Below are 22,086 nucleotides of genomic sequence, written 5' to 3'. Positions count from 1 at the left end.
ACTTGATGCAATCGCGTAAGTATCGTTGTACCGTCAAATTGCTAACCCCCAAATATCAAGCTATATTTCATACTGTTTCTCATGTAATATCAAGTACTGTAGATGTTAATGAAGTCGGCAAGAGAATATGTAAATGTCTGTTTTGTCAAGATATGAACACAAGTATGATTCCGATATCGGCTATCTTCATTGGGCTTAACGGTCTTATCGCCTTTGTTCTATCCTGTATTGTAATAATGGAACGAATAAAAACCAGGATTTGGCACGGTGGGTCAAAAGAGGATGTTGCGACCCAACCCGATCCGGTGGTGAATCCGACAGCGTGGGTTACTAGGGTCGAAAAAATGAGCCAAGAGTTGTCAGTCAACAAAACTACTGATGAAGATGTTTTACAGCGCAAAGTTCGCGCTCACGGTAATTTTGTAGAGTACGTACCTATTGGCTTACTATTCATTATTGCGCTGGAATTGATGGATTCTGTATCTTGGTTAGTGTGGCTTCTCGGAGGAATACTCACATTAGCGCGAATTTTCTATGCCTACGGTGTAATTACCAGAGAGGCTATATTTTCCTTAAAGGCTGCGTAAAGCTTCAAGAGATTGCTGATAACTTAGTGGAGAGGTTATATCTTTTGACTAACAGATAGCACCTTGAAAAAAATCTTAATATTATCAGCAAATCCAAGAGATACAAACAAATTGCGCCTGGATGAAGAGACTCGAAAACTCCAGGAAGCGCTGAAACTAGCTAAAAATCGAGATAAATTTGAAATTTTCACCGAATGGGCATTACGAGTAAAAAATTTGCGGCAAGCATTATTAAACTACAGTAAAATGGAATAGGGGAAGTAAATTGAGCCAATTACTAAACTTAGAAAACGATGTCCGATTAGTTGCCATCGTGCTGCTTCATGGGTTAACCCATATTCTCATCTTTAACATGGGTCAGGTTGAACTCTCGGTCTGATATCGGTGAAAGTCCTGTATGCCATACTCAGGTATGGCTCCCTACCTAATCCACGCCAACGAACTCAATTTCTGGGGAACGAACAACTCTCTGTTCCCTTTTGCCTATTTAATGCTGTTTTTTGCAATATTTTTTAGAGGAGCATCGGGAAATGAATCAGATACAGCTATGTATGAACCATATTTGATTGGTTAAATATTCATATTAACGTATTTGTTACTTATAAATATAGCTACGGTTACATTTGGGCTTAATTTCTATTTATCTTCCACTAAAAACATCTCCATTAAAGTGAGATATATCACGAGACCATAACTTTTTGACAGGTCTATTTTTTAGAAAAACAAGAGATAGTTTATGGTTAATCAACCCGGAAAAATAAATTTAGAAAACCTCGATCAGCAATTTTTAGATGCTTTAGACCAAGTAGAAAAAGCTAAATCAAAACTATCTAACATGGAAAAAATTCTTGAAGGATTTTGTCAACATATTAAAAAATTAGATTTTGATTTTGCTAATATATCTTTAATTTCTTACGAACAAAAAACTATTGAATCAGTACATGGAATTGGCATTGGCAAACAATGGTCTAGTTTCCCCAGACATTGTCTGGAAGAAGATCCAGAACTACGGGATATTCAAGCAGATATAATTGCAACTCGTCGAACTGAAATTATTTCAGGATGGGATAAACGCTTCGATCGCTGGATTTATGAAGAGTATGGTCATGAAAATGTTATTCGTGTTTTCACGCCTATTCTACTAGTTGAAGATGAAAATGGTAGGTTAATTAAAAATTGGTTTGAACACTGTTACTTGGAAACTATAGATTTTCAACCAGAAGCAAATGGGGAAAGGCAAGGGCAGCATAAAATTTACCAAATGCGTCTAGTAGAAGATTGGCAACCTGAAGGACGTAAACCAGAGTTTATAGTAATTGGTACAGTGGAAGCGGGATATTGCTCTTCTGAGAGACTAATAGACCAGGAAAAATTAAAAGAATTGCTTAAATGCATTGCTAAATGGTCTCTGCGTATTTGGCAAGCACAGCTTTCTCGTGTTTTAGAAACTATTGCTGAGATAGCCAGGAAAAATCTCAAAGCTGATGCAGCCACCCTCCATTTTCTATACGATCCACAACAGGGTCGCTACATTTACGAAGTCTTTTCTGGCGGAGTCGGTAAGCAATTTCTCAAAGCTTGTCCACCTCGTAATAATGGACTGGGGCGGGTAGCAATTAGAGAAAGGAAATATAAGTTTATTTCGTCGAATCAGTTTAATGGTTGCGAAAACTCGACAAGAGTAGAGTTTAACCCAAAAGCCTTTGAAGCAGGGATTCAAGCGATGGTAGCCTTTCCATTGTTGGTTGATGGTAAGGAAGGAGTCCTGTATGTTCTTTTTCAGCGTCAGCATGAATTTATTGAACCTAAATTAGATTGGGTAAACAGATTCGTGCAGCGTTGGGCAGTTAATGCCATTTCCTACTCTGCCAGAATTCAACAAATGCGGGATGAGATACGTTGGAAAGCCCTCCACTCAATCACTCAATCACTTAGCCGCGTACCAGAAGTTAGTGATGTTCTGCGTCGTATTGCCTGGAATACCTTGAATATGCTGGGGGCAGATGTCGTTAATATTTACGAATATATTCAGACTGAGAAGAAATTTAAAACTCCCCCTACAACAGCAGGGTGGCTCAAGAAAGAACAGATGATGCGCCTAGAGATTATTGGTGAACAGGAGGTGCCATTTTTACTTATCAAAGGTGGAGAAAATATCTATGCCCCATCCCTGGAAGAAAAACCAATATTCCAAAATTCATCCTTTATTAGCCGGGAAAGAATCAAATCCACGGCAGGTATTTTGCTAAAAGAAGATAATCAAGATATCTTTGGGGTGATGTTAATAAATTATCGCAGAATTCATAGTTTTTCTGAAGACGAGAAAAAGATTATTGAAACTCTTGCTTCTTCAGCAGCGATTGCTATTCGAAATCATAGGTGGTTGAAATCTCGGGAAGAAATAAATCGCCTGATAATCACTACTATAGATCGTGAAAAACTACTGAGATTTATTACCCAAGAAGCATTAAAGATTACTGGTGCTGATGTTGCAGGTATCTATTTGTTTGATTCAAGTAAGCAGGAGCCATTTACAAAATTTGAATACGATCCAAATAATATAAAGATTAATTCGTTAGAAAAGCGTATTAGAATAAATCAAGGTATCATTGGTTGGGTGATAGAGAATCGTAAGTCAGCTTTAGTGAAAGATGTTCAAAAGGACGAACGATATTTCTCTGTTTTTGACAAAATAAGTTCCGAGTTATGTGTGCCACTTTTGGACGAAGAAGAGCGTGTATTTGGGGTGCTAAACGTGGAAAGCCAACGTATCGCAGCTTTCAACCAAATACACCAAGGGATGCTGGAGGCTTTGGCAAACCAAGCGGTTATTGGTATACAAGACTGTGAAAATAAAAAGCAACTTGTGACAATGAAAACTATGATTACATTAGGCAACGTAGCTAGTTCATTAGTACATCGGATGAATAGTGACGTTGGTGCAATCCGTATGTGGGTAAAGGAAATTATTAATCAGGGTGATAAATTTAGCAAGAGCAAAGCGGAAAGAATTCTATCAAAAACAGATCAAATTATGCAAGCAACAGATGGCATGGAAAGCTGGATTCAAGAGAAGCCTCAGCCTGTAAATCTGCTTTCTATAGTGGATAGTACATTAGAGAAAATGAAAATGGAGGATTATCCAGAAATTACTGTACATCGTAATGTACCCGAAAACTTGCCCCCAGTATTTGGTAATAAACAACAATTTATTAATATTTTTGAAAATCTTATTCAAAATGCTGTAGAAGCTATGTCCCAAGAAGGTGAATTGTTTATTACTGTTGAGCTTGTACAAAGAGACGTAGGGAATTGGGTTCAGGTAAAAGTCCGTGACACAGGTGTAGGCATAGCAGCCGAAAACTTACAAATAATTTTTGAACCTGGTTTCACCACAAAAGAGGCAAAAAGAGGTATGGGTTTCGGATTGTGGTGGACAAAATTGAATGTTGAAGAATTGCTTGATGGGCGTTTAGATGTCAACAGTAAACCTGGAGAAGGAGCGCAATTTACTTTGTTATTACCAGTTTATCAGATGCCAGAAGCTAAGTTATAAAAAAATATCAAATTCTTATAAGTGGTTCTGAAAGGAAGGTAATGTGGAAATGGTAAGAATACTTTTGGTTGAGGATGATCCGGATTGGCAGAATATTCTTAAGGACTTAATAGAAAATGCATGTAACAATATTCGTGACCAAATTAGTGACCAACAAGACATAATCAAGTCTGTTAAAACTTTTACAGAAGCTCGTACAATGCTTCAAAACAGTGATTGGCATTTGCTGGTCACCGATATCGGACTAATAGATTCATCTCATTCTAATAAGGACAAGCTGGGGAAGCACCTCGTTGAATTTGCTCGTAAGAAAAATATTCCAACTATTGTAGTCAGTGGAACACCAGTTATCAGTACTAAGGACGTTCGTAATCTCCTTAAAGAACATTCTATAGTCGATTACTTTAGCAAGCGTGATTGTGATGGTCAAAAGTTTGTTAGTACAGTCGAACAAGTTTTGCAACAGCAACTTCAATCTTCACCAAATAGTGATAGATATCTAAGAAAAGATAGTAATATTAAAATTTTATTTTTGGCATCAGAACCTACTGATGCTCCTCGACTGCGATTGGGACAAGAGTTGCGAGATATCAAAGAAACGCTGCGACTAAGCAAAAACCGAGATAAATTCAGGCTAGAGGAGCGAACGTCAGTACGTTTACAGGATATTACCCAAGCAATACTTGATTTTGAACCTCAAATTGTACATTTTTCAGGTCATGGTACAAATACTGGTGAGCTTTGTTTTGAAGATTCATCAGGAAATATGAAATCTGTAAGTGCTGAAGATTTGGGAAATATATTTAAATGTTTTGAAGAAAAAATACTAATTAAATGTGTAATTTTGAATGCTTGTCATTCAATAATTCTGGTTAAAGATATCGTTAAATATGTTCCATTTGCTATTGGTATTAGCGAAGAAATTATTGATTCAGCAGCTATCAAATTTGTTACTGGTTTCTATAGAGCTCTTGGGTCTGGAGCCAACTTTACTATTCCAGACGCTTACAACTTAGGTTGTGCAGAAATGGGAGCGGGAATGGACAAGACTTCAACCAATAACAAACCTGTTCCTGTCCTTTGTCTAGGGACTTCCAAAGAGTGAGTTGCCACCAGAAATTGGACAGCTTTCCAACCCGAGACCAAGATAAATGACAAATGACTAAGGACTAAGGACTAAGGACGACCTTCGCCAGTTAATTTTATTTGTACAGATTTACTTACAACCAATTTCCTATTAAAATATAAGGTGCCCAGTAAATGGGATGCTCATATTGTGGGTCTTTTAAAATTGCTAATTGGGATTTCCTTAAGGCTTCTGCTTTACTTTGTTTTCTATTAGTTAACTGCTTGTAAAATTCCCCCATCAAGTCGGCGGTGGCTTCATCATTGACAGCCCATAATGTTGCTAAAGTACTGCGAGCACCTGCCCTAACAGCAATTCCTGCTAGTCCTAAAGCAGCACGTTTATCTCCTATGGCAGTTTCACAAGCACTTAGAACTAAAAGTTCAATTGCCTGTTGCCGTCCTTGTTGATTTTTTTGGAGTAAATTATCTAAATCATCGATATGAATCTTATCATCCCAAGTTAAAATAAAAGTTTCTGATGCCTTAGAGCTAAAGTTTCCATGAGTCGCAATGTGAACAACTGGGAAAGAAGCTGTTTGGATTTCCTTTTGGAGATTGTTACGAGTAAATTCTTGATTTAAAAGAACTAAACTGGGTACTTTAGATTTAATTTCCTTTAATTCCTTTTCCACATACTCTAGGGAAGAAAAGCCCTGCCTTGCTTCAGTTAAACCAGCAGTCAACACTCTAAAGTTTTCTTGTTGTAAATGTTTCGGAGGTAACAACTGCAAACCAGGTGTTAAAGCAATGTTATACTTTTCTATTAAAAATTGCTTGCCATCGTGTAAAGCTGCCATTGGAATGTTCCGTAAGGCACCATCCAGCACAAAAACTAATGTCTTAACTTCACTTTTGACTAAGTTAGTTTCAGCAGGTTGAAGCAACCATTTATAAAGTTGTTGCGATAATGCCATATAGTCATCCCTGGAACGGATAACTAAATTTTGACGTAGGTTCTCTAGAACATTTTCTAACTGATTTTGAGCAATTGAGGCTGCATAGTGACGCAAAGGTTGTTTTGGTAAGCTGAGAATAACTTCTAAACGATCTGGTAGGATAATAGGATAAAAAATCGCTGCTTGAGCATCAAACTTATCGATAATATCGGGTTTTGTATCCAAACAGGCTTCCTGGAAAAAGTTATCCAATTCTGCTAATTGTAAAGACTCAATAACTTGACGCGCTTGAAGGAGGGATTCTTGAGTGGGCTCGGTTTTGCCCGGTTGTAGAAGCAAGCTCACCAATTCTCGATAAACTGGTTCTACTCTTTCCCGAAATGAAAATTGTACGTCTGGTTCGACGGTAACCAAATCACTGCGTAGGGATTGAAGAGTTTTGACAGCTTGAGTGTATGCCGCGATCGCTCCTGTGACATCCCCTTGTGCTTTTAAAAGCCGCCCAAGCTGCCACTGCCAGAGGTAGGCAAAATCTGGTATATTGAGTGCTTGGGCAAGTATCAAAGCTTGCTGGGTTAAATCTTGAGCAATTACCCATTGCTGAGTCTCTTCGTAAAGGTGACCCAATTTCCCGAGTGCATAAATTTCTGCTTGTTTATCTCCTATGCTTTTCGCCTGTTCCACAGTTTTTGCAACCAGTTGGGCAATCCTTGTGATTGTCGGTGCATTTTGAAGATTTCCATGTTGCAAGCGACTTAAACTCCGGGCAAAGTTAAGCTGCATATAAACTGTGGCTCGACTAGGGGGAAAACTAGCAAGTTGAGATTCAATGCGGCTGGTTAATTCCAAAGCACGAACCCATTGTTTTGTATCAATTAAGCTGTTGAGTTTGTTCAGTTCGGCTCGAGTTTTGATGATTTTTAAGGGAGCAATATCTACAGCCTTTTGATAAAAAGCTAAAGCTGATTGTAGATTTTGATTTGTACGAGCTATGTTCCCTAAATCAATTAATGCAGCACTTATGTCTAGTGGCGATCGCAATTTTTGCGCGATCGCCAAACTATGTTGCAAAACCTCCTGGGCTTGTTCTAATTTACCAATCAAACGCAAGTTATTACCCAAGTTACGCAAGCCTGCTGCTTTAGAAAGCGATTCTGGTTCTTTTTCAAGGATTTGGTTAACTTGAGTGAGGGTGGATAAAGCTCGACGATATAATCCCAAAGCCCTCAACGCCTGTGATTGATTAATAAGACTGCGGATAACTCCTGTCTGATTCTCTGCATAAGTATAGGTTGTAGTTGCTGTTTGCCAGGTTACAAGCGCTGCTTGGGGCTGTCCAATAGCTAACTGTAAATTTCCCTGAGTGTTTAGCACTTGAGCTAAAACTTTTAACTGTTCCTTGGAATGATTGACCTTCAGCAATTCCAGACTTTGGTGAAGGACGTCAGTTGCTTGAGACCATTGTCCGAGTTTTTGATAAGCTAGGGAGAGATTGCTTAAAACTCTGGCTTGATTGAGTTTATCTCCTTGGGATTGGTAAAGTTGAAGAATCTGTTGCCAAACTTTCACAGCTTCCAAAAACTGCTCTGCTTCATAGTATTCTCGACCCCGTTCCTCTTGGCGTGCTACATCTCCCATTCCACTAACATTGTCCCTCCTCTGTTGTAAGGGAGAGGGGAAGGTTGGTTGAGAAGCAGCAATGTACTGCACACCTGTTCCAGCAATAAATAAAGTGAAAACTAACCCTAAGAACGTCCAAAAGATAAATCTGATGAACTGACGATAAGTTAATATATATTTAATTAGCATACTTGCATACCATTACTGCCCATAACAATTTGTTGAACGTAACCAGGGGTCGTGGGGAGAGACTGTAGGCGCGAGCGCTGTTAAAATAACTTCTCCTTGTGAATTGACGACTATGGCTTGAGCTTCTGTAATTGAATCGGGAGAGTGAGCGGAAGTTGGGAACACACCATCCCTCTTACCTGTTTTAGTAAGGGTAGCTCTCCCAGTTTGGATTGGAGATGTATCCAAATCTTGCAATGAAATATCTGCACTCAATATGCTTTCAGGGTTAGGTAAGAGCCCACCCCGCCCGGTTACTATAAACTTACCACCCCCTTGTCCTTGGTTAGCTCTACAACCTTGAGCAATTCGACTAGAAGCATCAGCCAATTGTATGGGTAGGTCAACTAATCCTCGGGAGGGGTCAACATCAGGGGTTTTAATTTCCACGACACCACTGACCCCATAAGTAGAACTAGCAGTAATATCACTCCAGGCAGTCTCTTGCAGGCGAAACTCAGTGCCAAAAACACTCTGAGCTAAGATTTTAATATTGCCTCCCCGTCCTCGAAATGCATCGGCTTTGATATCGCTATTTTCTGAAGAGACTGCAACTAAAAAAGTTGTATTGATATCAATATTGCCACCATTTCCCTGTCCGCTAACAGTCCCTGCAGTTGCAGAAATCAAGCTGCCGCGACGCATTTGTATCATATTTCTCACTTGCAATGAAATTTCGCCCCCATCATCGGAAGCAGTCTCAGCCAGAATTTTGCCTCCCCCATCAAGCACAAGAGAACCAGCACTGAGGTTAATATTGCCTGCTTTTCCAGTTCCGGTTGCTTGTACAAATAATCCACTACTTGCTTCACCATTTACTGAGGTTCCAATCAGATTGACAGCATCAGATGCATTAATGGTTATATTTCCTCCGTCACCCCCACCAAAGGTAGAAGCAGAAATACGCGATCCATCGCTTACAAAAAGATTGCGGGTACTAATAGTTAAGTTACCAGCAGGTGCTTCACCTAATGTTGAGGTAAACAAACCACCAGGAGAGCGATCGACAGCAGACGTTCCGATAAGTTGAACTGTATCTGCACCTATGACTTTTACTGTTCCACCGGGTGCTAGACCATTGGTTGCTGCTTGAATTTGGGCACCATCCCGAACTAATAATTGCTGGGTGTTGACACTAACGTTTCCTCCCAAACCTTTGTCCTTTGTAGAGGCTGAGATAATGGCGTGCCCTCCTTGGAGAGTAAGTTGGTCAGCTTCTATAGCTATATTACCTCCCTGACCTGTAGCTCCAGCCTCTACCTGAACAAACAAACCGCTGAATTTTGAATCTGTCGCTTCACCCCAGACTTCCACCGTAGGAGCAATGACCGAAATACTTCCTGCATTACCAGTTCCAAAGGTACCAGCTGATACTTGGGAACTATCTTTAATGCGTAATGTTCCAGTTTCAATTTTAATGCTGCCTCCCTGACCGCTTGCTCCTGGCTCAACTTGGCTAAACACACCACTAGCTTGAGCAGCTGTTGGGCTACCTATGAGTTCTGCTTGTCGAGTACGAATAACTACACTACCCGCAGATCCATCACCATATGTAGAAGCAGATACTCTGGCTCCATCTTTGATACTTAACTTTCCAGTTTCAAGGATGATGTCTCCACCTTGTCCGGAGCTGCTTGTTTCAACAGACAAACGGCTGCTAAACAATTCATCAAATAGCTCTGCCTCTCCTACTAATTCAATGGAGTTTGAGGCTTTTATTATTAGCTTACCACCCAATCCCCGATCGCTCGTATTGGCTCCTATCTGTGCTCCATCCCGAACAGTTAAGTTCTCCGTTTCAATCGTGACATTTCCACCTGCTCCGCTCCCTCTGGTTTCAGTTCCCAAGATACTAAGGTTGGTTAATTCTAGATCGGCTGACCGAATGGTCATATTCCCTCCATCACCTTCACCCTCTGTTTCCGCAGAAACAATTGTGTCAAATCCACTGAAGGATATTTTCTGAGCTTCAAAAGTTAGATTTCCTCCTGAAGCTGAACTAGATGTCATGGTCTGAATTTTAGAATCACTGACAAATAATTCACGGGCTCGGATAGTAATTCCACCCCCACTTTGGATACCTGTGATATCGGTTATGGCTAAAATACCCGATTGGTTTAAAGTAACTGCTTGCCCCGTCAGGTGAATATTGCCACCGCCAAGACCGGTGACATCAAGCAAAGACTCTTGAAGTTGAATATTTTGAAAATTTGCAACACCTGCATACCCCAGGGCGAATCCTTGAGATGTCGGATTCAAGCTCACAAAGCTGTCATCGCCCACACTGCCTAACTCAATTTGACCGTCGGGAACGGTTATATTTCCATTTGCCCCGATAACTTCACCACCAACAAGTGCCAGGGTTGTATTCGATTGTCCTTGAAGCCCAGAGGGTGAGCCAAAAAAGTTTGTGGCTGTTCCATCCCCATTAAATTGGGATTGGTTAATAATAGAACCTGGATTTTTGCCAAATTGTAAGCCGATGGGAACACTAATGGTCAATAACGGGGGAGTAGGATTTGTAGCGCTAAACTCGTCTCCATTAGAAAGTTTTAACTGGGTGGCAGTACTGGCAATAAAGGAGCCATTAATATTCAGTGAAGCGTTTGAACCAAAGATAATACCATTCGGATTAATCAGAAACAGGTTAGCTTTGCCATTGGTGTGAATTAAACCGTTGATATTAGATATCGCTCCCCCAGTGACACGACTTATAATGTTTTGCAAGCTTTCTTCATTGTTGAACACGGCAGAACCTCCTGTAGGCACGGAAAAGCTTGTAAAGCTGTGAAACAGGTTACTACCTACTTGTGTTCCCCCTGTAATCACAAAATCAAGACCGGGTGTTGCACCGTCTGTAACTACCGTTGGATTGGGCAGCGTACTGTCTGGAGAAATTTGTGCTATTGCTGGGCTGGATAATGTTAGAAAGAAAATAGTAAGCTTAGATATACGAAGGATGCGATCGCTATATGGAACTTGTCTCAAGACTTTGATGACTCCTGGCTTACCATTCATAACCGAACTTTCCTGTATTCATATCTTGCATGAGTTTTAAGAGCAGGATTACTAAACGCCACGAATCCATAAATGTTCTTCCGGGAAAAGTACCTTGCCTCATATCTTGCACCATCACCTTATTGCAAAAATCAAAGCCCAAAAAGCCGATCCCGATCGTAGGATGGGCACTGCCCACCACCTCCTCCCACAAAGAACGTGCAAGATGTCAGTTGCCCAATCCTTCTTTGTCAAAAAAGATTTGAGTTTGCTGGAATGACTGTTCTGTTGTAATTCACAATTGTGTCAACTGTAAAGTTATCATTGAGTAGCTTTCAAAATTTTCTAGTGCATGGTGGGCAATAGTTTTGTGGGACGTTGTATCTCTTGTCCAATTAAAGTGAAAGTACTCAAAACCCCACTTGATTGGAAGATTCGATCGCCACACTTTGCGATTGCAGTTATCCGAATTTTACCAAAATTCCTGCAACCTCAAGCATCAGTACCATTTAGTTATTTCAGCCTATTGTTATCTGGTAATTATTACTATTTTTACGTACAATCTCTTTCTTTTATTAAGAAAGTATAATGTCAAAAGATTGAAGATTTCATTTATGATAGAAGTCTATAACTCCCGCTCCTTACCTTTATCGCCATATTTAAGTTAAATAACCCCTATTATCTTAATAAAATCTCAATCACGAAGATTATAATTTCCATAAAGATTTCTACAAAAAAGCAAAATATTAATTACGTGAAAATACGCTTGTTTTTTGTTAATGTAACACATGAATATAAAAGTTATTAATTCTTAAAATATTAAAATAAATAAGCAATATTTAAAGAATTAATACAGCTAGAGATATTCCTACTAAAAACTGCTTTAAAACAGACGTTTTCAAAAGCAGAATTTTGTGTTTCCTATCAAAAGTAAAATGAAATTTTCTACATCAACTTGTCTAAAACTTGTTTCAGTAATTACTTTGAGTTTTACAGGTGTTTTAAGTAGTAACCTTCAAGTTCAAGCAGCAAAATTAAGCTTCCAGTTTGCGTCAGATACACCACAAGCTGTTATTGATGGTTTTGAGAAAGCTGGAAGTATTTGGTCATCAAAGCTTCAAGACAAATATCTCGATCCAGAATGCTACTGCAATCGCCAGACTAATATTAATATCTATATTAATTTTGGTGAGCTATCCAATCCCTACGCCCTTGGTGGGGCGCGTCCCTCAATGGTGCAGGTTAATTACCAGGATTTTCTAACAAAATCTTTTCGCAATATTAACTCAGCCAATGATTTGCTGGCGTTTAAGAACTTACAATCTTCTAGTAGTATTACCCAAAACATTCTGCAAGGTTTGGGAGTCAACACATACAATACGGATGCTCAGAATAGAGCGATTCTGGCACAAGCGAGTTTTGCTATAGACCCAAACAAAGCAATTGTTGAACAATATCAAGAGATTTTCAATCAACTAGAACTCCACCACGTTCAAAGCTTGAACAGGAATTCTGTTGAGTTTGGTAGTTCAGAATTTGCAATGGTTGTCAATAAGACGAGTGCTATTAGCTATGAAAATCCTCAAGTTTTGCAGGAGATAGATAGCAATACCTTTATCGATCGCAATGGAAATGATAATAACAAGACAATTTGGCTGAGCAGTGCAAACGCCAAGGCATTGAATCTCATTAACGACGATCCTGAGAGCGGATTTGACGGTCAAATCCAGTTAAGTAATTCAATGCTAGATGCAAATGGGACAATCATTAGCTATTCAAGTTGGACACAACAGTTTGATGATAGTAATTTCACGAAAAACTCTATTTGGGATTTTTCAAGAGTCTATTCAGATAACGCTACTGTTGCTGCTGACAAGTTCGACTTCCTAACTGTAGCCCAACATGAAATTGCTCATGTGTTGGGTGTGTTAAGCGGAACTGATGCAGCGAGTATCTTAATGGATACAACAATGCAGGAAAATAGCACACCCATACAGGATAAGGACTTGACCTACGTTACGCCAATGGACTTGTTTCGCTATTCTGATAACAGCAAAAATCAAGGAATCTTCGATTGGTCTAGAGGTGGGGGAAAATATTTCTCTATCGATGGTGGCGTTACTAAGTTAGCTGAGTTTGATGGTGGCGATTATAGAGGAAGCCATTGGAGTGCTGCGGGATCTTCTTTGGACATCATGCATCCTGTTTTAAAAAGAGGTCAGACACTGGAAATATCAGAACTAGATCTTACCTTGCTAGATGTCATGGGCTGGGACCTCAAACCCCAATCGAGTGACATGAGTGGTGTGAATCTCAGCATGACAACAGCAGATGGTGTTTTGACCTCAAAAGTAAAAGCATTAGGATTAGATTGGTTAGGGTTGGAGAATTTACTGACAAAAGCTGCAGCCAGCTATTTGAGCGAATTAGCACAAGAGAGAAATGCGATCGCACTCAGTCAAAAATCTCGCCTAGAAGCAGAATTACAAGAACAACAAACACAACTGCAAGCAGAGTTAGACAAACCAACAAATGACGTATCAAAGATTGAAGCATTAAAAGCAAAGATTACTAATTTACAACAACAATTAAAAACTCTGGATTCACTAGAAAATATAGCAGGGGAGTTAGCACAACAAGCAGATCCAGAAATTGTGAAAGCTGAACTGAATCAACTCAGAGCAGTACTAGAAAGTCAACTCAGTGAACTCCAAAAAATCGGGGATGGTCCAAGAAGAATTGAGGAAGAAAAAAAGACTTTAGAGCAAATAGCCAACTTAGCTCAGAAACAGGAGCAAGCTTGGAATCATGTTATTTTATCTCATGAATATGCTTTGTTTCAAGGGCAAGAAGAGCAAATTCGACAGTGGTTAGAACTCAGCCCAGAAGAGCTTAAAAATCATATCGCCAACGCAACTCTACGTCAAACTGCAATTTTGCTGAATCTTATAGACAAGGCAAGTGATTCACAAAAAGAGACGTGGCAAACTAAATTAAGACAGGCGATGATGCTGCTGAAAAATGTTGATGAGACAACAGCAAAGCAAATGCTGAACGCTGCTACAAAAGAACTAACCAATGCTTTAAAGAACAGTAATTTTGAGATTTTTATAACCCGCAATAAAGGAGGTTCTTCCGCAGGTGGGACTCGTTACTGGCAGACGATGGAACCAAAGTATATTAATCCGGAGCAATACAGCGAAATAAAATATGGTCCGGAACAAAATATTAAACTCTTAAATCAACTCTTCGATCCAAACCAGGAAGAAGAATATTCTCAGGTTGCTGTCCCAGAGTCCAATACAATAGTGGGGTTCGGGGCTATGGGAATACTTGCTTTTATCTCACTATTGAAAAAACGTAGTAGAATGAAGCTCTGAATGAGCGGTTGTAAAATATCTGACTTTTGTGAACAGTCGGGATTGCCAAGAAATAAATTAACTCATATCTTGCACCATCACCTTATTGCAAAAATCAAAGCCCAAAAAGCTAATCCCGATCGTAGGTAGGGCTATGCCGCACACCTCCTCCCACAAAGAAGGTGCAAGATGTCAGTTAACCAATATTGTGGGGTGGAGAGCAGCGCCGTGCGGGGGTTCCAAGCGTTGAGGCGACTGCGGAGCGTCCTCGCCCGCCACCTGCGACGTCTGAGACAGACATACCACAAGAAATTTTTGAGTATTTTTTTATTTGGAAGTCCCTTACCATGTGTAACCCAGTTAAGCCTTATTAGAGATACAAGAAAGATAAATGTATAAATTATATTCATTTATTAAACTTACGTAAGTAGATAACTAAGGTAATTACAAAACTAAAAACCTCATATACTTGATTCTACGGAACTTTTGAATCATTCTTCAATCAACGATTCTTTTTGTGAGAATTTCATAAATATTAGTCATTTTATATACCCGTTATTAAAGTAGATGAGATATCCCTATTATTGGGGGAATTTTTTGGGAGGCAACTATGAAGAGCTACAACAATATATCCAAACAACATCTCCGGATCGGAGTGTTGACAATCGTCTTTTGGACTTCTCTACTTACCTTTTCATTTGCATTGCCAAAACCAATCATGGCAGAGTCCAGAGAAGGTTTGCCAGGACGAAGGGTGGGAGGTGGAACACGCAGTAATTGCGATGCTAGTATCAAGCAATTGACTGCATTATCTCCCAAAAACAATTTGGGATTGACAAAAGCACCATATCCAACGCTCTTTTTCTTTTTACCTCAAACCTCTACTCCTAAAATGGTGGAGTTTGTTCTTCGTGATGATAAAAATCATCTAGTCTACGAAAAAACTTTTACAAAAACTGCTTCATCTGGAATTATTAATATCACCTTACCTCAATCTACATCTTTACCTCCACTTACAATTGATAAAAACTACCGTTGGTATTTGTCAATGATTTGCGAACCAAAAAATAGAGCTAAAGATATTGTGGTCTCTGGTTGGATTAGACGAGTACAATCTAACCCCACCTTAAGCAAGAAATTAGAGCAAGTACCAGCAGCAGACCGTGCTGCTTTATATGCGGATGCCGGTCTTTGGTCTGATGCTCTAGTTACATTAGCGCAACTTCGTTACAGCAAACCTAATGATTCTAAGCTGATTGCTAGCTGGACACAGCTTTTGCAATCTGAAAAACTAGAAGCGATCGCACAAGAACCCCTTTTAAATATCGAACCTTCAACTAACCGTTAATGTTAATAAGTAGGTCGGTAAGGGTCGTCCTGTGTCATTTGTCCTTGGGAACCACTGCGTTGCTCTGGTTTCCAGAGTTGTAGCAAGTGGCGTTCATTAGTAAGGGTTTCAGATGCATTTACATTTTGTAACTCCTGTCTGTTTATTCACGCCGACTTATTTAGTTAGTTGATAGTTGTTAGTTGTTTCCCACTACCCAATAACTACTAACCAATAACCAATAACTAATATTTCTGTGATTGCTCAATTTAGCAAAAAAATTATTTCATTATTATCAGTTGTTAATAATTACTGTCAGCATAAAACTATTGCAACATTAAGTGTCAAACAGTCGGTTTTCGCTGCCAGTATTCTCATAACGGGGTTAGTGCTAGGTACCAGACATATCGGGGCGTTGCAGTTTTTAGAATTACTTTGCTTCGACCAGATGGTACGTCTTGAAACCGATGCTGGTTCCGACCAACGGCTTTTGATAGTGGCAATTACAGAAGCCGATCTTCAGCAACTCAAAAATTGGCCTATCTCTGACCAGACCCTTGCACAAGTCTTCCAGAAACTGCAACAGCACAAACCCAAGGTCATTGGCTTAGACCTATACCGCAATATTCCAGAACCGCCCGGTCATAATGCCCTCCTCAAGGAACTTCGTGCCCCCAATGTCGTGACCATTTATAATCTTGGAGATACAAGTACCGAAGGAGTGCCTTCTGTCCCTGGTGTATCCCCAGAACAAATTGGTTTCAACGACTTATTACTCGACCCCGATGGTGTTATCCGTCGTAATTTGATTTATGCTTACCAAGGTGAGAAAAAGTACTACTCCTTCTCCCTAAGATTGAGTCTTAAATATCTAGCAGACCAAAATATTTCACTTCAAGTGACATCAGATGCACTGAAGTTAGGAAATACCATATTACCTGCGTTACGTAGCAAGACAGGAGGTTACCAAAATCTTGACAGCGCGGGCTATCAGGTCTTAATTTCCTATCGTTCGCCGAATATAGCGCGACAAGTCTCTTTAAGCCAAGTACTTAACGGGCAAATCAACCCCAACTGGGTGAAGAACAAAATCGTCCTTATTGGTACGACTGCACCCAGTTTGAAGGACTTGTTTTTCACTCCCTACACTGCTGGTCAGTCAGCCAATCCAAGAATGCCAGGAGTATTACTCCACGCTCAACTGGTGAGTCAACTCCTGAGTACGACACTAGACAAACAACCACTCATCTGGGTTTGGTCGGAATGGGCAGAAAGTTTATGGGTATGTGGTTGGGCATTGGTAGGGGGGGTGCTGGCATGGCGGCTGCGACATCCTCTATATCTAGGGGTGGTTGGAGTTGTTGTTTTGGGGGGTTTATTTGGTATTTGCTTCGCTATATTTACTTTAGGTGGTTGGCTACCTTTTATACCCTCTATTATAGCATTAATTGCTACAGGAAGTAGCGTTTTATGCTACGTATTGCTACAGAATGCGCTTCACGACCCTCTCACCAAACTGCCCAATCGGGACTTTTTTCTCAAACGTTTGGAAGCAGCGATCGCCTTCGCAAAGCTTCGCCAAAACGTGCGATTTGCCGTATTGTTTTTAAATTTAGATCGCTTCAAAATTATCAATGAAAGTCTTGGGTATGAAGTTGGCGACCAAATACTCATCAACGTGTCTCAAAGATTAAAAGCTGGTGTAGGACGTAGGGGAACAGTCGCAAGGGTAGGAGGAGATGAGTTTGCCATCCTGCTGGAAAATATCAACCATACCAGTGAAGCAACGCACCTAGCCGACGAATTACAACAGCAAATGCTTCAGCCCTTTAAGAAAGATGGGCAAGAAATCTTCACAAGTATCAGCACTGGTATAGCTTTTAATCAAAACGACCTGGAATACCATCCAGTAGAGTTATTGAGAGATGCACACATAGCTATGTATCGAGCCAAAGACTTGGGAAAGGCTCGCCATCAAGTTTTTGCCACAGGTATGCATACCCAAGTCATCAAGCGCTTTCAGTTAGAGACAGACCTCCGCAGAGCCATAGAATTGGAGGAATTGTATCTTGTTTATCAGCCAATAGTATCCCTCATTACCGAAACAATTGTTGGATTTGAAGCATTGGTCAGGTGGAATCATCCCCAGCATGGTTTTGTCTCTCCTGTGGAATTTATTTCAGTTGCAGAAGAAACAGGGCTCATTATTCCTTTAGGAAAATGGATTTTTCAAGAAGCTTGTCGTCAATTGTCCGTGTGGCAAACCCAGTTTCCTGGTAGCCCACCCCTAATGATGAGTATTAACCTTTCCGGGCAACAATTAACTCAACCGGGTCTTGTGGAATACATTGAGCAAGTTTTAAAACAAACGGGGTTAGATGGGCGAAGTATCAAATTGGAAATCACTGAAAGTGTAGCAATGAAAGATGTGGAAGCAGCAATCTCTATCATGCTGCGATTAAGGAGTTTAAATTTAAGACTCAGTATTGATGACTTTGGCACGGGTTATTCGTCTTTAAGTTATCTGCACCGCTTTCCTGTCAACACCTTAAAGATAGACCGCTCTTTTGTCAGTCGTATGGAAGATACCGACGAAGACGCCGCAATTGTTCAGACTGTAATCTTGCTGGGTCATTCATTAGGGATGGATGTGATTGCTGAGGGCGTGGAAACAGCCGAACAAAAAGCAAAATTGCAAGCCCTGAATTGTGAATACGGACAAGGTTATTTCTTTTCCAAACCTGTGGACAACAAGACAGCAACAGGATTGTTGGAAAATCAGTTTTCAATAGAAGATAGCTTTTCTGACTGTTCGCGGGATGTGGAAAAGTCAGTTCACTAGTGGCAAAACACAAAAACCGTTTCAAACCCCCAGTTCGAGAATCAATTACAGTCACCGGGAGTGCAAAATCTGATACGGTACAATATAAGTGTCAAAACTTGTTAGACACTTAGAAGCCATAATTTTATGTGGAGTGTACAAATAATTCTACTATCCCTACCGTAGAATTGCCCGGACAAGATGTACAAAGTCGTGAATATTTATATTGATCGTACTGATATCAGTGAGCAGTGAACAGTTAACAGTCAGAAAAACAGATACCAACCTACGTTACTTGCGGGATTTGGGGGAAATCCCTCCAACACAGAGGTTGCTGAGTTTACTTTTGGAAATTGACCGCTTGTATAAGTTCGGTTAGGTACCCATTCTTCTCTGTACTCTGGTGCGCCTCTATAGCTGTTTATAAGAACCCCAGAGAACACAGAGATTCCAGAAGACCTGATGTAACTGATAACTATGTAATTCATCAAACCACGATACTAGAGATTTACCAAAGATGAATCCAAAACCGCCTCTACCCAGCAATGAAATTGCCAGACTGCACGCACTTCGGCAGTATGAAATTCTCGATACTCCGCCTGAGAAAGTATTTGATGATTTCACCTTTTTAGCTGCACAAGTTTGTCGCACCCCGGTAGCCCTCATCAGCTTAGTGGATGGAAATCGGCAGTGGTTTAAATCCAAAATAGGTGTAACAGTCAGTGAAACTAACCGAGATCTTGCCTTTTGCGCTTACTCAATTTTGCAACAAAAACCATTGGTTGTTAGAAATGCATTGTTAGACTCTAGATTTGCCAGAAATCCTCTAGTGACTTCCGATCCCCATATTCGATTCTATGCTGGCGCACCCCTAATTACATCAGAAGGATTTGGTATTGGCACACTCTGTGTTATAGATTCGGTGCCGCGAGATTTAACTCCCGAACAAGTAGAATCATTGCGGTTGCTCAGCAATCAAGTCGTAGCACAATTGGAATTGCGACGCAATGCAATGGCTCTATCACGTAGCGTCATTCAGCGACAACAAGCAGCAGCACAGCTTCGCCGCCAGCAGGAGTTTATTGAAATATTTTACACCCGAGGAGAAGAGAAAGCAAACAAGGGAGATTATGAAGGAGCGATCGCAGAATTTAATCAGTTTCTGCGACTTAATCCTAGAGGTTTTAAAGCATACTACAGTCGGGGGATTGCCCGCCACAAATTGGGAGACTGTAAAGGAGCAGTGGCAGACTTGGATTTGTACTTGCAGTTTTATCCTAACAATAGCGAAGCCCGCTACTATCGAGGGCTTCTTCGCTTAGAACTAGGAGACTACCAAGGAGCTATTGCTGATTACAGCCATATCATGCACGATCCTGACAATATGACTGTTGGGAATCTTCATCTTAACTCTGAATTTGAACCTAACCAACAAGCTCTTTTTAAATACGATCGATCTTCAGAAATTTATCCCCATAATAATGTTGAAACAGATATTAATATCCTCCCAGATAATAATCTCCCTCAACTCAGCGATCGCAACAACTTAGTTGATACAGATTATCCTCATCCTTTGTTGCTTAATTATCACCAATCAGAAGTTTATATTAGCCCTAGTTATTCTCAATATGAAATAGAAGAAAGTACTAAACCTTTTGGTTTAAATTCCGCTCTTAGTCAAACACATATGAGTCGCGGTAATGGCTCCTTTGAGCTTGAAGATTCCAGCAGTTCAATTGATTCTTACACAAAACATTTGGCGCTAAACCCTGATGATACCGATGTTTATCTCAAACGGGCAGATGCTCTTTTTAAGCTCAAAGATTACAACGGTGCCCTTGAGGATTATACACAGTTTATAAGACGTAAACCCAACGATAGCAAAGCATACCTTAATCGGGGAAACTGTCGGTATGAGCTGGAAGATTACGATAGTGCGATCGAAGATTACAACCGCTCTGTAGAACTCAATCCTAATGAGCCTGACGTCTATATCAACCGCGCTAACGCTCGTTCTAAGATTAAAGATTACAGCAATGCAATTGAAGATTACACCCAGTTTCTACAGCTAAAACCTGATGATGCCAAAGCTTACATCAGCCGAGGCAATGCTCGCTCTAAGCTTAAAGATTACAGCGGCGCAATTGAAGATTACAAAAAGGTTTGGTCAAAGCCAATCCTTCAAAGCCCATCGCTACCAAGTGGAAATAGTTGAAGAAGGCAGAGGACAATTAGGTGGGGTCACTCATTCTTATCTTAATTGTCTTCTGCCTAGTTCAATTAAATGTGGAGTGAGAATCCGTTTGTTAGTCCCCTTGCTAAGAGATGGTTGGGAAAATGACATTGCCGCACTATTTAACAAAAGAATTGGCTGGGTGTGCAGTTGGGCTTTGTTTGTCATTTACGCGATCGCCTAGATGCAGTAATTAAGCGGTACGAACAAGTTTACAACCGTTTTCAGGCTTGTCAGTTGATGCCGATAGGCTACCGCCTGCTGGGGTGGGAATGAAAATTGAGCCGATTCGGTTATGTGCTGCTTGTTATGCCCAATCTTCATATCACAACATTGAATGGCAGTTTAAGGTAACGCGAGGGTGCGCGAGGCACAAATTAAGTGTGTTGTCGGAATGTCCTAACTCTGGAGCAAGGAAGATTCCGGCTTTATGGGTAGATGGTTGGTTTGAAAGATGCTTTGTGAAATTCGCTGAAATGGTAAAGTGGCAAAAGGTTATTCAGCCAAATGCAACAAGTCCATCAGATGCAAACAACATATGAGATTTTTATCAAACATTAATATGGGTCACATCAATCCCATGTTATAGTATAATAGTACTATCAACTGTGAGCAAGTAAGCTAACTGACATCTTGCCCCTTCTCAATAAGGCGAAGTGCAGCATAGCCTTACCTACGCTCGAGATCGGCTTTTTAGGCTCTATTTTTCTCAATAAGCTGATGGTGCAAGATCTGAGCTAACAAGTGGTCAAGGATTCGACAAAAAACTATAATTAAGCGATGTAAACTTAAGAAACCTCTCTAGAAATTTTTAAAGAAAAATGATTATGAATACTTATACATATCTATGTTGATTAACTTGGACTATTTTACTACTAGCAAAGAGAAGGATTATGTTGGATAAACTCATAAAATATTTTGTCTACGCGACAAAAGGGTATATTACAAAAACACAGTTAATCAAATTTTTGTATTTAGCCGATCTTTACTCTGTTAAATGGACGGGAAACCAACTGACGAACCTGGATTGGTGTTATTATCAATTTGGTCCTTGGAATGAGGGTATAGATGCTGCTTTAAATCAAATGAATGGGAAAGAGATTATTCAAGAGTCTCAGTATAATACAACATATATTAGACCTGTGAATCAAGCTGCTCAGGCAGATGATTTGGGAATACCTCTCAGTATTAAGTTTGTGCTGGATAATATTCGGAGAGAGTGGGCTGGCTCAGATAAACTGAATCAGTTACTAGAGTATGTATATAGCACTGCACCAATGGTGGAAGCAAAAAATACCCATAAACCAGAAGAGAAAGTTAAACTTAATTTACAA

Annotated in this window: 15 protein-coding genes; 13 read left to right on the top strand and 2 right to left on the bottom strand. The window is 40.1% G+C overall.

Going from position 1 to position 22,086, the window contains the following annotated elements:
- Positions 1-5: 5 nt before the first annotated feature.
- The 4 genes from ACYRY3_RS31665 to ACYRY3_RS31650 all read left to right on the top strand — a co-directional run bounded on the left by ACYRY3_RS31665 (position 6) and on the right by ACYRY3_RS31650 (position 5,248).
- Entirely contained in the window at positions 6-587 is a 582-nt protein-coding gene (locus tag ACYRY3_RS31665; protein WP_460205799.1) for an MAPEG family protein, read from the top strand.
- 63 nt (positions 588-650) lie between these two features.
- Positions 651-842, top strand: coding sequence for a hypothetical protein (locus ACYRY3_RS31660; protein ID WP_460205634.1), 192 nt, complete (start codon positions 651-653; stop codon positions 840-842).
- Between the two features lie 481 nt (positions 843-1,323).
- On the top strand, positions 1,324-4,143 hold the full coding sequence (locus ACYRY3_RS31655; RefSeq protein WP_460205633.1) for a GAF domain-containing protein: 2,820 nt from the start codon (positions 1,324-1,326) through the stop codon (positions 4,141-4,143).
- Between the two features lie 49 nt (positions 4,144-4,192).
- Complete coding sequence (locus tag ACYRY3_RS31650; RefSeq protein WP_460205632.1) at positions 4,193-5,248, top strand: CHAT domain-containing protein; 1,056 nt, start codon at positions 4,193-4,195, stop codon at positions 5,246-5,248.
- A gap of 115 nt (positions 5,249-5,363) precedes the next feature.
- On the opposite strand, the gene ACYRY3_RS31645 is transcribed toward ACYRY3_RS31650, so the two are convergent.
- A complete protein-coding gene (locus ACYRY3_RS31645) occupies positions 5,364-7,976 on the bottom strand; it encodes a CHAT domain-containing protein (protein WP_460205631.1) in 2,613 nt (870 codons plus the stop codon).
- Between the two features lie 12 nt (positions 7,977-7,988).
- Positions 7,989-11,033, bottom strand: a complete 3,045-nt coding sequence (locus ACYRY3_RS31640) for a two-partner secretion domain-containing protein (RefSeq protein ID WP_460205630.1) — start codon at positions 11,031-11,033, stop codon at positions 7,989-7,991.
- Between the two features lie 94 nt (positions 11,034-11,127).
- Here ACYRY3_RS31640 and ACYRY3_RS31635 point away from each other — a divergent pair, with 94 nt between their 5' ends.
- From ACYRY3_RS31635 to ACYRY3_RS31595, 9 genes are all read left to right on the top strand, one after another.
- Positions 11,128-11,292 (top strand): hypothetical protein, encoded by a 165-nt coding sequence (locus ACYRY3_RS31635; RefSeq protein WP_460205629.1) that lies wholly within the window; start codon positions 11,128-11,130, stop codon positions 11,290-11,292.
- A 655-nt stretch (positions 11,293-11,947) separates the two neighbouring features.
- Entirely contained in the window at positions 11,948-14,392 is a 2,445-nt protein-coding gene (locus tag ACYRY3_RS31630) for an NF038122 family metalloprotease (RefSeq protein ID WP_460205628.1), read from the top strand.
- A 589-nt stretch (positions 14,393-14,981) separates the two neighbouring features.
- Complete coding sequence (locus tag ACYRY3_RS31625) at positions 14,982-15,719, top strand: DUF928 domain-containing protein (RefSeq protein WP_460205627.1); 738 nt, start codon at positions 14,982-14,984, stop codon at positions 15,717-15,719.
- A gap of 235 nt (positions 15,720-15,954) precedes the next feature.
- The gene (locus ACYRY3_RS31620) at positions 15,955-18,540 is read left to right on the top strand and encodes an EAL domain-containing protein (protein ID WP_460205626.1); all 2,586 of its coding nucleotides are present in this window, start codon (positions 15,955-15,957) and stop codon (positions 18,538-18,540) included.
- A 223-nt stretch (positions 18,541-18,763) separates the two neighbouring features.
- Positions 18,764-18,898, top strand: a complete 135-nt coding sequence (locus ACYRY3_RS31615; protein WP_460205625.1) for a hypothetical protein — start codon at positions 18,764-18,766, stop codon at positions 18,896-18,898.
- Between the two features lie 138 nt (positions 18,899-19,036).
- On the top strand, positions 19,037-20,734 hold the full coding sequence (locus ACYRY3_RS31610; protein WP_460205624.1) for a tetratricopeptide repeat protein: 1,698 nt from the start codon (positions 19,037-19,039) through the stop codon (positions 20,732-20,734).
- 162 nt (positions 20,735-20,896) lie between these two features.
- Positions 20,897-21,028, top strand: coding sequence for a hypothetical protein (locus ACYRY3_RS31605; RefSeq protein ID WP_460205623.1), 132 nt, complete (start codon positions 20,897-20,899; stop codon positions 21,026-21,028).
- On the top strand, positions 21,025-21,294 hold the full coding sequence (locus ACYRY3_RS31600) for a TniQ family protein (RefSeq protein ID WP_460205622.1): 270 nt from the start codon (positions 21,025-21,027) through the stop codon (positions 21,292-21,294). The genes ACYRY3_RS31605 and ACYRY3_RS31600 overlap by 4 nt, the downstream gene beginning before the upstream one ends.
- Before the next feature lie 351 nt (positions 21,295-21,645).
- The coding region (locus ACYRY3_RS31595) for a type II toxin-antitoxin system antitoxin SocA domain-containing protein (protein WP_460205621.1) at positions 21,646-22,086 on the top strand (441 nt) is incomplete at its 3' end.

The organism is Scytonema sp. NUACC21 (assembly GCF_054684315.1).
The sequence above is the reverse complement of the archived record's forward strand: the minus strand, read 5'-3'. Positions and strand labels throughout refer to the sequence as shown.

Bases quoted from the DNA above. Each gene is read 5' to 3' on its own strand.
- ACYRY3_RS31630 (WP_460205628.1), top strand. From the start codon at position 11,948: ATGAAATTTTCTACATCAACTTGTCTAAAACTTGTTTCAGTAATTACT.
- ACYRY3_RS31665 (WP_460205799.1), top strand. From the start codon at position 6: ATGCAATCGCGTAAGTATCGTTGTACCGTCAAATTGCTAACCCCCAAA.
- ACYRY3_RS31650 (WP_460205632.1), top strand. From the start codon at position 4,193: ATGGTAAGAATACTTTTGGTTGAGGATGATCCGGATTGGCAGAATATT.
- ACYRY3_RS31600 (WP_460205622.1), top strand. From the start codon at position 21,025: ATGAAAATTGAGCCGATTCGGTTATGTGCTGCTTGTTATGCCCAATCT.
- ACYRY3_RS31645 (WP_460205631.1), bottom strand. From the start codon at position 7,976: ATGCTAATTAAATATATATTAACTTATCGTCAGTTCATCAGATTTATC.
- ACYRY3_RS31610 (WP_460205624.1), top strand. From the start codon at position 19,037: ATGAATCCAAAACCGCCTCTACCCAGCAATGAAATTGCCAGACTGCAC.
- ACYRY3_RS31625 (WP_460205627.1), top strand. From the start codon at position 14,982: ATGAAGAGCTACAACAATATATCCAAACAACATCTCCGGATCGGAGTG.
- ACYRY3_RS31655 (WP_460205633.1), top strand. From the start codon at position 1,324: ATGGTTAATCAACCCGGAAAAATAAATTTAGAAAACCTCGATCAGCAA.
- ACYRY3_RS31640 (WP_460205630.1), bottom strand. From the start codon at position 11,033: ATGAATGGTAAGCCAGGAGTCATCAAAGTCTTGAGACAAGTTCCATAT.